Origin of the sequence: Zunongwangia mangrovi, assembly GCF_900112105.1 — a bacterium.
Taxonomy (GTDB): Bacteria; Bacteroidota; Bacteroidia; order Flavobacteriales; family Flavobacteriaceae; genus Zunongwangia; species Zunongwangia mangrovi.
Map to the genome: position 1 here is coordinate 1 of NZ_FOKV01000014.1, position 12,019 is coordinate 12,019.

General features: G+C 36.4%; 5 protein-coding genes. All 5 read right to left on the reverse strand.

Annotated features, from left to right (window positions below; all coding sequences use genetic code 11):
- Positions 1 to 2,828 (reverse strand): beta-L-arabinofuranosidase domain-containing protein (locus BM201_RS17465; RefSeq protein WP_245758690.1); only part of this gene is annotated, 2,828 nt, incomplete at its 3' end.
- Positions 2,829 to 3,053: 225 nt separating this feature from the next.
- Positions 3,054 to 5,456 carry a glycoside hydrolase family 2 TIM barrel-domain containing protein gene (locus BM201_RS17470; protein ID WP_092545036.1) on the reverse strand — a complete coding sequence of 801 codons (2,403 nt, stop codon included), beginning with the start codon at positions 5,454 to 5,456 and terminating at the stop codon, positions 3,054 to 3,056.
- A 345-nt stretch (positions 5,457 to 5,801) separates the two neighbouring features.
- On the reverse strand, positions 5,802 to 7,658 hold the full coding sequence (locus BM201_RS17475; RefSeq protein WP_317039167.1) for a glycoside hydrolase family 127 protein: 1,857 nt from the start codon (positions 7,656 to 7,658) through the stop codon (positions 5,802 to 5,804).
- 154 nt (positions 7,659 to 7,812) lie between these two features.
- Positions 7,813 to 9,894 carry a beta-galactosidase gene (locus BM201_RS17480; protein WP_092545041.1) on the reverse strand — a complete coding sequence of 694 codons (2,082 nt, stop codon included), beginning with the start codon at positions 9,892 to 9,894 and terminating at the stop codon, positions 7,813 to 7,815.
- 64 nt (positions 9,895 to 9,958) lie between these two features.
- A complete protein-coding gene (locus tag BM201_RS17485) occupies positions 9,959 to 11,992 on the reverse strand; it encodes a beta-L-arabinofuranosidase domain-containing protein (protein ID WP_092545043.1) in 2,034 nt (677 codons plus the stop codon).
- Positions 11,993 to 12,019 lie beyond the last annotated feature (27 nt).

Here is a 12,019-nt window from a genome sequence, read left to right on the forward strand (position 1 = left end):
GCTGCTAATAAAACAGGACCATAAAATAAACTTGCGATATTTTGCTGATCCATCACAGGATCTAAATGGAAGCCAAATGGCATTGTTAATTCTACCGTATCGCCATCTTTCCACTTTCTACTTAGTGTTAAATAAGTTCCTGGTGTAGCCTCTACGCTTTCTTCTTTACCGTTGATCTTAACGATAAATTCTTTGGTTGCCCAACCTGGCACACGTAATTTAAGATCGAACTTCCCTTTACCTTTAATCGTTAATTTGGTATGATCTTCTTTAGGGAAATTAGTTTCCTGTTTCACTTTTATTTTCTCCTCATGCCAATGCAAAGTAGATGGCACGTAAAGATTCACGTATAAGGATTTGTTATCTGCTCCTTTAAAATAGATCGAATTCTGAAGTTTTGTACTGCTCTCTAAAGCTGTACCGTTACAACAGGTAAAACCGGTCATATTTGGGTTTCCAAAACTTTTTCTTGATCCAGGACGCAACGGAACATGATAGGTGTTTGCCGGAGAATCCTCGGCTACTGAAGCTAAAATGTGATTATATAATCCACGCTCGTAATAATCCATAAGTTCCGGGCGCTGCTCGTAAAGGAATAAATTACGAGTAAGTTTTAGCATATTGTAAGTTGCACAGGTTTCGTTTTGCCCACCGGCAGATAAACCATTTTCGTATAAAGTTCCCGGCTGTGCTATAAAACATTCGGCATTTGCAGGGTTTCTGGCTCCGGCAACACCACCAATACTGTACATATAATCGTTAGTAGCTTTTACCCAAAAGTTATCGGCCACATTAAAATATTCCGATTTATCTGAATCACGATACATTTCCAACGCACCAACGATCTGTGGGATATGTTGATTGGCATGTAATCCTCTAAAAGTATCTACGTTTTTAGCTAAACCATGAGAATGATTAGCATCTCCGAAGAATACTTTGATATTATCAAAAAGACGGGCGGTTTCTAAATAAGCATCTTTTCCTGTGATTCTATATAAACGTGCCATAGCTTCGTTCATTCCTCCAAACTCACCAGCGATATAGCGATTCCACATGCTAATAAGAGTATCGGTTGGTAACTCACTAAGACGAGCATACACCCAGTCTCCCATTCCTTCAGCTACCGCTAAAGCTTTTTCGTTTCCGCTTACTTCATAGATATCCATTAATCCGGCAAGGATCTTATGAAGCGTATAGTAAGGTGCCCAAACCTGTGTTTCCTGTCCGCCATAAGTAGCGCCTTCTTCCAGCATAATAAATTGATCTGGTGGATAGGCACTAATAAATCCTTCTCCCCAGTTCCAATAATCGGTACGGATACCTTCTTCACTAAGATCTGAACTATAGATCTCTTTTCCTGGTCCCATAGGAACCGTAGTTGGATCGGCGTTGAATTCGCCACCTTGTTCAGCAGGTTTTCCAGACATTTGCGATAGATCGTATAAGGTATTGACCATATACGCCATTTTATTGGCAAAGTTTTGCTGTAATTCTTTATCGTAACCACTGCTTGCGTAGGCCTGTGCGATTGCCGTTAAATAGTGACCAGAAGCATGACCTCGTAATTTCGTTTCCTGCGTATCCCAAACGCCAAGTGGTTTTGCACCTTCCGGTTGCTCTTGTCCAAAAGCATTTCTGAACATATATAAGAATGAGTCGGGATCGGTTTCAGCAAGCGTATTTATAAATTTATCACGATTTTCAATGAATTTCGTGTTTTGGCCATTCGCATTGGCATCTAAACTTACCGCGTCTAAACCAAAAGCTTCTAAGGCTCTGGATGGTTTTTCAGCAGCAATGGTTTGAACTACATTAACGGTCGCTTTTGGTTTCAAATCTGTTCCGGCTACGCTTCCAGTTACAGTATAAGTCCCGGTTTTTAAAACTTCGCTATTATCTGTTGGTGCTGGCCAGGTTACTTTTACTTTTGGGCCTTTTAAGCCATTTTTATAAGTTCCTTCTAGTGTTCTTGGTAATCTTGGTAAAACGCCTACTGCAGTTTGTACTTCTATATCTTTTACAGAAGTTAAAAACTCATTGTATAGTTGCGGAGCGGTTCTTGAAAATTCAGGTAGGTTATCCTGAGGTTCTTTACGTTCGTTTACTACACCATCACGCTTTTTAAAGGCATTTTCAAAAATTCCTTTTACCTGGTTGTCGGTAAGTCCTATTCTATACAATCTAAAGTCATGAATACTGGCATCTAAAGTCGGCTTGTCTTCAGCAATAGATCGACCAATATATAATTCGTTTTCTTCGCCAGATTCTACCTTAAAAACATCTGATAATTCAAGATCGATTTCTTCTTCTAAACTTACCTGAACGCCGTTGATATAGGTTTTTATAGCTTTCGAAGGTACATCGATCACCAATACCAAATGCGACCAGCGATCTTTTGAAACTTCAGCTACAGCAGTCGATAATATGTATTTTTTGCTTGAATTTTTAGCGACTCCAGCTGTGAAATCTTTCGTTTCTCCAATTCCGAAGGGAGCTAAATAAGCGTGCGTATTTTTATTTTTTCCGAAGTCAAAAAGAATTTGGTTAGCATCTGTCGAATTTAACTTGACCCATCCCACCATACTAACCGACTCAACATTGCTTAATGCAGAAGATGGTAAAGAAATATACGCATCTCCTGAAAGTGACAGCGCATTTTTAAATAACTCGTCTTTTACAAATTTCGCGTCACCTTTTATCGTTGCATGCAGATTGTTACGAGACCAGTCTTTGGCATCCTTATCAAAAACATAGCGGGCAATTAAACCTGTTTCTCCAATTCCGTCAAGAATTTGATCACCCTGAGCGGAACCTCTTTGGGTTATCATGGAAATGATAAGAATAAAAAGAAAAAATTTAAAAATCCTGTTGAATATCATCATGGAAAAATAAAACTTCAAATATTTTAAACTTAATATTTGATAAAATTAATATATAAGTATTGTTTTTTTTGACATAATATTACCTATACATTGTATTATCTAAACATATGATATTAAAGAAAACATAACGATCTATATATCGTAAAAAAATCATTTCTATGATCAATGTTTTTAAATACCAGTTTCAATTTCAATAAAGTTGCTCTCAAGCTTATTTGAGTTTACTTTAAGTTTTATAGTTCCAGGTTCCTTATTACTTTTGACAATGACCATTGCTCTTCCCTTCCAGGCTTTACGGCTTTTGGAAGAATATTTACCAGTAAATTTTAAACTAGCATTATCTACTGCAATTATTTCCCCAGGACCTTCTAGCTCAAAGTGAAGTAAATTATTAGCATTTGGATTTAAAACGCCCTGCTTGTCAGTTATAACAACATCCACAAATGAAAGATCCCTGCCGTTGGCGTCAAGCTTAGTACGATCCGCAGACAATGCAATACGTGCCGGCTTAGCTGCAGTTTTCAATTCAAATGATTCCTTATTACTATCATCATCGTAACCTATAACTCTTAAGACTCCGCTTTCATAAGGAACTTCAAAGATTGTTTTGAACTCATTCTCTATAGAATTTGAATCTTCTCCTACTAAACTATCATTCAAAAATAATTTTAGATTCGGGTATTTCGAATATACCTCTACCTTTAGATTTTCTCCTATATGTTCAGGCCATGTCCAACTTTCCCATGTAGGCCATACAGCCCATGATGTCAATTGAATATTTCCCTCTTCAGGATTTGGCTCCTGAACCGCCATATATAGTTTTTCTTCTCCATTAAAAAGCATACTACGGTAATGAGAAATAGGTTTTCTTTGCCCAATAAGATTAATATCTCCACAATAAGCTCCATGCCATGGAAAATGGTCTCCAGCCCAATGTTCTCCTGCGGGTTCACCAGGATAATAGTACTGTCCTATTCCAGATTCACCAAGATAATCCATAGCTGTCCATACAAAATCCCCAACAATATAATCATGCTTCCGAACTAAATTCCAATTGAAAAATGCTTTATTCGGATAAGATTCGGTTTGTAAAATTATTCTGGAAGGCTTTCTACTATGATCTTCTTCTGCACGGAACAACTGGTAATTATAACCAGCAACATCATGTTCAGCCATTAATGGATCGAAAATTTCCCAGTCATTATCCCAGGTAGTCATTGCTGATGTAACCGGACGAGTAGTGTCAATTTCTTTGACAGCATCTGATAATTTCCGTGCTGTTTCAACCGCTTCCGGACTCTTTCTTTCAATAATTTCATTACCAATACTCCACATAATAATAGAGGGATGGTTTTGATCTCTTAGCACCATCGATTGAACATCATGCTTCCACCACTTCTCAAAATATTTTGCATAATCATGAGTATTTTTTTGCACTTTCCAACCGTCGAAAGCTTCATCAATTACCAAAAGACCAAGACTATCACAAGCATATAAAAATGTTTCAGAGGGAGGATTATGAGAAGTCCTGACCGCATTGAAACCTGCTTCTTTCAGTAATTTAACTTTTCTAATCTCTGCTCTATCATATGCAGCCGCACCTAAGCTACCATTATCATGATGCACATTTCCTCCGTACAACACTGTTTTCTTTCCATTTAATTCAAACCCATCTACCGCAGAGAATTTTAAATCCCGAATTCCGAAAGTTTCCTCTTTATTATCTATTAGATTAGAATTCTCAAAAAGTCTAACTTCTAGATTATATAGTTCTGGAGAATCTGGATGCCATAATAACGGGTTATTTATTTCAAATTTTTGCTCTACTTCATATTCTTCATTTGGCTGAATTATAATTTCAGAATTTTCACTTTCAGCTATTGCGTCTCCTTCAAATTGAACCTGATATTTGATATTTATTTTTCGTGATTCATTAGATTCATTTTTAATCAAAGAAATGACATTGACAGTTGCAGATTCTTTGCTAACTGATGGAGTTGCGATTTTTAAGCCCCATTGAGAAATATGAACATCGTTAGTAACATTTAACCATACGTGTCTGTAAATTCCTGAACCACTATACCATCTACTATTTTTCTGTTCTGAGTTATTAACTCTTACTGCGATAGTATTTTTTTTTCCTATTTGTAAATAAGGTGTTAAGTCAAAACTAAATGAAGTATATCCATAGGGTTGAATCCCAAGTTTTTTTTCATTTAGATATACTTCGGCATTCATATAAACTCCTTCAAAATAAATATTTAATTTCTTATCTGACCAATCTTCAGGAGCACTGAATGTTTTTCTATACCACCCAACTCCGTTGGGGTAATATCCACCATCACCCTTAGATGGCTCAGAAATATCTGGGGCTGATTCTATACTCCAATCATGTGGCAAACTAACAGATCGCCAATTTTCATCATTAAAATTGGTAGAAACGGCATTAGAGGTATCTCCTAAAAAGAATTTCCAGCCATCATCAAATAAATGTTTGTTTTTGATGAAATTTTTATCAGACTGACAAGAAAAAAATAGAAGACAGAGAAGGAATAAAGAAAATAATTTAGACATTTTGAATTAATTTGAATTGATACTTTAATACCAAAAAAGAATATAAATAAACCCAAAAGACATTAGTACTTCTCACATTGAGTTGAATACCAATGATCTATGGATAAATAGTTACCAAAATTAAATCAAAATGAAAACAAAATTATCAATTAACAAATTGATAATGAAAACTTTGTTCTTAATAAGTGTGTTTTTTACACTTCAAATAAAAATAAATTTTGGATAATAAAAAAATTTTTAATCCTTTAATTTAATATTGCATCGATTTGAAAAGAAACACACCCTTAATTAATAAGGGCATGTTTCTAAATTCACACATAAAACATTAACCAATTAACCAACAAATTAATTTTTTAGAGGAAGCCAAACTTTCATTTTTCCTACACCTCGGTTAGACCAAGCGTAATAAGGAATACCAGTAAATTCTCTAAAATTCAGCACATTAACACCTCTTAAAAAATCCTTTTCCTTTTCTAAGTGAAATTTTGTGTCTACACCAACTTCTAGATTTTTAAAATGCTCTTTGTTATCAATCTCTTCAAATGCATAGACAATTGGACCGTATTCCAAAGCTACCTTCCCTTGATCTTCAGATACTTTTTGGTTGGCTATTATCCTTCTCACTTCCATAGGAAACTTTATAGTAACAGTATCACCTTTTTTCCAGTCTCTCTGTAAGTTAATGTACCCATTATCTATATTAATATCCGTGATCTTTCCGTTTACGCTTAGCTCAGGTTTCAAACGAAGCTCATCAACATAGCGATAAAGATCACCCGGAAGCACTTCATTTCTTAACCATCCAGGCACCCTAAGTTTTAGATTAAAATTTGATGGTATTTCTGGGTTTACAGATAGTTCTACTTCGCCACTCCATGGGTAAGAAGTTTGTTGAGCAATTTCAACATCATGATAATTTAAACCAATTTTTGCTTTGTTGGAAGCGTATAGATTCACATAAATGGCATTATTGGATTTGGAATAAATTAGTCCTTGCATGGATGGCAGGAACCTTATTAAGTTGGTAGGACAACAGGAACAATCAAACCAGTCTTTTCGCGTGCAAGCCCCCTGATTAAATTCATACTTTCCATCAGATTCTAAAGCATTAGGATAAAAGAATTTCTTCCCATCCAATGAAAGACCGGAAATAAGACCATTATATAATGATCGCTCAATAATATCAAAATACTTAACATCACCTTTTAAGCTGTGTAAACGATGATTCCAATAAACATCTCCAATTGCTGCGCAGGTTTCATTATAAGCAGTTAAGTTGGGTAACTCATAATTTTCTCCAAAAGCTTCGTTTTCATGTTTCGCTCCAATACCACCAGTTACATACATTTTTTTTGTAACCATATTATTCCATAGCTTATTTACTGCTTTCAAATACGAACTATCGTTTTCAATAGCTGCTATATCAGTCATAGCCGCATACATATAAACGGCCCGAACTGCATGACCAACAACTTCTTCCTGGTCGATTACCGGAATATGATCTTGTGAGTATTCCCCAAAAAGTTTATGATTCTCTGGATTTCCTCGGTTATCCAAAAAATACTTGGCAAGATCAAGATATTCCCTTTTTCCTGTAACATTATACAACTTTATAAGACCCGTCTCTATAATCTGATGCCCAGGGACTGCACTGATTTTATCAGCACCATCGCCAAAAGTTTTTACCATCAAATCAGCATTTTTCAAGGCTATATCTAAAAAGGCCCTTTTACCAGTTGCCTCGTAATGTGCAGCAGCGGCTTCATAAAGATGACCTGCATTGTACAATTCATGACTCATATAAAGTGATTCCCATCGCTTTCCCTCATCTACTTCAACCCATTCTGCAGGTGGGTTAGCAGGATTTATCGTCCTCCAGGTGGTTAAATAACCGTCCTCTTCTTGTCCGGTTTCAATAATATTAATTAACGAATCTAGCACCCTTGAAAGTTGCGTATTAGGTGAACTAATTAACGAATATGAAGCACCTTCTATAATCTTATATACATCAGTGTCATCAAAAGGCATCGCTCCTCTTACTTCACCTTCCATCGCTCCCCCTGCGATAAGAAAATTTTCCAAACGCCCTTCTTCATCTATTTTATTTATAGCATAATCAATTGTTTTTTCCTGCACTCTTTCGATGATTGGAAGCCAAAAATCATCAGTAAGCCTAACATTTCTTATGTTAACAGGTTCCAAGTTATAAGCAATTTCCTTAGCTTCACTAGTTGCGTTCTTTTTCTCGATTTTAGTCTTATTTTCTTTACAGGAATACATTCCGATGATTATAAAAATCACTCCGAAATACCTAGTTATAGTTATTTGATAATTTTTCATAATAAACTTTTCAATTCTACTTATTTTCTTCAATAATCACTACACCCCAAGGTTCGATACTGATAGTATCTGTTGCGTCAACACCCCTATTTTCCAACAGATCTTCACCCCTACTATAGGGATATTCAAATTCTTTTTGTTCTGACGAGTAATTATAATAGTAATGTAAAATGTTACCGTAATCGTTCTTTCCCGATTTTGTAATTAAAGGCCAATGTAGATTTTGATCAGGCGAACCTACCCCAGCTTCTTTAATCATATCCAAAATAATCTTTTCCTGTATGGCATCAGAGACCATGGTACCTTCATAAATCAATTTACCCTTCCCAAAATCATTTGATGTAATAGCGGGGTATTCTCCGAAATACTGATGGTCATAATATGCCAAAGCTTCTGCGGTTTCAAGAATAAGATATTCAGCCCAGGTCGAAACAGTATTCAGGTCTTTTCCAACTTCGAAAGGATCTCCTTTTAGTGAAAGGCGATCAAAATTTGAAAATTCCTGATAGTAAAAACCGGCTGCTTCTCGTAATGGTCCAGGTGCCAGTTCCGAACGTACTGTGGAATTTTCATCGCTAAATCCGCTTTTGAACTGCATAATTACATGCCCTCCACCTTCTACATAATCACTTATTTTTTTAAGCAAAGCATCACTAGCGACATAAAGTGACGGGATGATCACCAAATCATACTCGTTCAAATTAGGACTTTCTGGAAAGATAAAATCAGTACCGATATTATTTTCATATAGTAGTTTATGAAATTGGTTTACCAATTTTGTTCTATAGAAAGCATATTGCCAGTTTTTGGAAAAAGGCATAAACTCCAAGGCTTCATTAGAATCATGGCTGAACAAAATGGCTACTTTGTTTTCCTTTTTCAGATTCACCAGACGCTTCCCAATTTTTTGTAATTCATGAGCGGTTCTAGAGACTTCTTCATAAGCACGGTTAGGTTGTAAATCATGAGAAAGCACACCTTTCCAATAAATTTCCTGCCCGTAATGAATAGAATGCCAGTGCCAGTATTCTACCATATTGGCTCCAGATCCTAAATTAGCGTAGACATTCTGACGCATTTGACCGGGATAAGGGGGCATCTGAATTTTTGAATCCCAACCAATAGTTTGGGCATTGGTTTCCATTACCAGATAATTATCATCTTTGACCGAGCGAAAATAATCTCCTGCAAAAGCCATTTCCTGACCTGTTAGTTTGTCCTGCTGATCGAAATATATATTTACGCCAATCACATCCATCATTTTTGAAGATGCAATCTGATCGACCTGCTCAGTTGCCACCATAAAACAATGTGTGATAAACTGGTCTTCTCGCTTGTACTCTCTAACGATATCCGATTGCCAGGTAAGAAAATCGGCCACCGCTTTGCGATTATACCTTTCCCATTCTAATTTATATCCAGTATTAGTTACTCCGTCACGTGTCGGAAATTCTTCCCAACTATTGATATTCATGCCCCAGTAATTAAGGCCCCAAGTGACATTCAGACTATCTAGGCTTTTAAACTTATCCTTTACATAATTTTTAAAGCCTACTTGAAAATCATGATTGTTTACCCCTCTACTAGTAGTTTCATTATCCACCTGATACCCGATTATCCCAGGATGATCGGCGTAATGCTCCATCATTTTCCTAATGATACGCTCACTGTAGAACAAATAGGTAGGGTTTGTAATATCCACATTTTGTCGGGATCCATAATAGGCTTTACCTCCATTTCGATAGTCTAAAAGAACTTCAGGATGTTTTTCCCATAACCAAGCAGGAATAGAATATGTAGGGGTTCCTAAAATTACTTTAATTCCGGCCTCGTTCATGCTATCAATCACTCGATCCATCCAGTCAAATTTGAATTTTCCCTCACTAGGCTCGAACAAACTCCATGTGGATTCCCCAACTCTAACCAAATTAATACCAGCTTCGGTCATTAATTCGATATCTTTTTCTAATCGCTCTTCAGGCATATACTCATGATAATAAGCAACCCCGTAAAGTATTTCATGGAATTCTTGAGCTTCTAATTTAGAAATACTCCCTAGCATAAAAATCCAAAGAAGTGCAATGATATTTAATTTCATAACCTATTATTTAAGAACACTAGCATTTAGTGTCGTAATCTCTGACAGTACTAGAATGATATATTTATAATTTTTCCGCCTTTTTAAGCCAAATAGCATATGAATACGTTGGTGCATACCTATCACCTTTGCTATCTTCATCCCTGTACCACTGGCCAGCATTGCTAAAAGGTACCATGGGAACCTTAGTCTCAGTTCCATTTATGACTACCGGAACTTCATATACAGGCCCCAAAATCTGATCCTTCGTTTTTAATTTTGTTTCAGGATAATCAGGATTTGTAGAAACCATCACTTTTACATCGCTAGCAACATCTTTTGGATAATCTGGGTTCTTTGCATCTAACCATATATTATCAACCATATAGACTACTGGTCCCCTCATTAATGCATAAGGTGCATTTTCCTGATCCGGAACACCTTCATACATATGTTCTCCTCCTTCTAAATAATTCAAGGTTACATCCAGGTAGTTCTCATGCTCCACCCATTCTAATTCCATTGGAAGATTGATTGTAATTTTATCTCCTTTCTTCCAATTACGATTTAGGCTAAAATATTCGCCTGGAAATACATTTTTTTGCATTTTCCCATTTAGTTTCACAGTCGGATTTTGGCTCCATTGCGGAATACGAATATTAATTGTGGAAGCCGTTTCATTTGATGATTTTACAATGAGATTAATTTGATCCTTCTCAGGAAACCCGGTTTTCTGTTCCAAAGTAAAATCATCACCAGATCCTAAATCAAAAGTAGCTTCTGAACCTACAAATTGATTAATAAAAATTTCATTTTCTTTTTGTGCATAAATAAAAGACGGCATCATAGAAAGAATTCGACCTCCACTGGCAGTACAGCAATCATGATTTCTAAAATAGCCTTCCGGCTTAACGCCATTTGGCGCTGTATGATATTTACATATCGCACCGTCTTCAGATTGTGCTGCAAAAACATGATTCCAGGTTAAGCGTTCCATGGCATCAGCATATTTTACATCTCCTGTTAATTCTAACAAATATTGCGTGAGTTGCATCCAAGACATGGTGGCACAGGTCTCCACTATATTACCTTCCAATGGTTTGATATAACTATTTTCATAATGTTCAGCTACGCTCACTCCGCCAGTGATATACATTTGACGCTCAGCGATATCATTCCAGGCAGCTACAACTTTATCTAAATATGTCTTTTCTCCTGTAATACGGTAAAGATTAAGAAAACCTAAAAAATTCATATGAAAAGTATGCGAATGCACGTAGGGTTGAAGCTCATCAACTCCTATTTTTCCTTCAGCAACCGCATCCAGTTTAGAATACGATTCAAATCCACTCCACTTGTCAAGATTATTTACGGCCCAAATACACCACTCTAAATATTTTGGATCCCGAGTTTTTAAATACAATCGAGACATTGGATCGATGAGCAGGGTACCCTCCCAACCATAATGTACTGAATGACCAGCAATATTTGATTGTCCTGATAGTTCTCTTCCAACATTTTCTGGATAATGATAATCAGGACTCGGCCAGAATTCAGCCTTGCCTGGTCCGATATACTTTATGAAATAATCGCCCAATGCCTTCGCAGCATCCAGACCACGAGGATCATCCAATTGTTCTGATGCGGTTATTAAAGCATGTTGCACAAAATAAAGCTCATAAGGATCCATTCCCCTCAAAGGAGAATCTGGTGTTCTGATTTCTTTAGCAGTAGGTCCTACATACCCCTCTTCTTCCTGTAAAGAAAGCAGCCTGGAGAAAACATCCATAACTTTAGCTCTTAACTCTTTATCTCCACTCTGGGCAGAAGCCAAGATAGCAGATTCAATCCATTTTCCATGTTGTTCAGCTTTTACCCAGGTCCAATCCGTATGATCCTGTTTCGCTACAAAATCCATATAATCCTCAATAGGAAATTGTTTCAGATATACATCCTGGTTTTTTTCAATCCTATCCCCGAAAAAACCGGTTAAATGATTAACATTTTTTACTGGAATGGCACGTTCGACAAAATAATCATCTTCCTGACTCCATAATATCCCAGGGGTGATAAGAACCAGTAATAATACGCTCCAAGTTTTTACAATTTTCTTAGTCATCTTTCTAAATTTTTATTTTTATTATTG

Coding starts and splice junctions, on each gene's coding strand:
- BM201_RS17485 (WP_092545043.1), bottom strand. CDS start 11,992: ATGACTAAGAAAATTGTAAAAACTTGGAGCGTATTATTACTGGTTCTT.
- BM201_RS17480 (WP_092545041.1), bottom strand. CDS start 9,894: ATGAAATTAAATATCATTGCACTTCTTTGGATTTTTATGCTAGGGAGT.
- BM201_RS17470 (WP_092545036.1), bottom strand. CDS start 5,456: ATGTCTAAATTATTTTCTTTATTCCTTCTCTGTCTTCTATTTTTTTCT.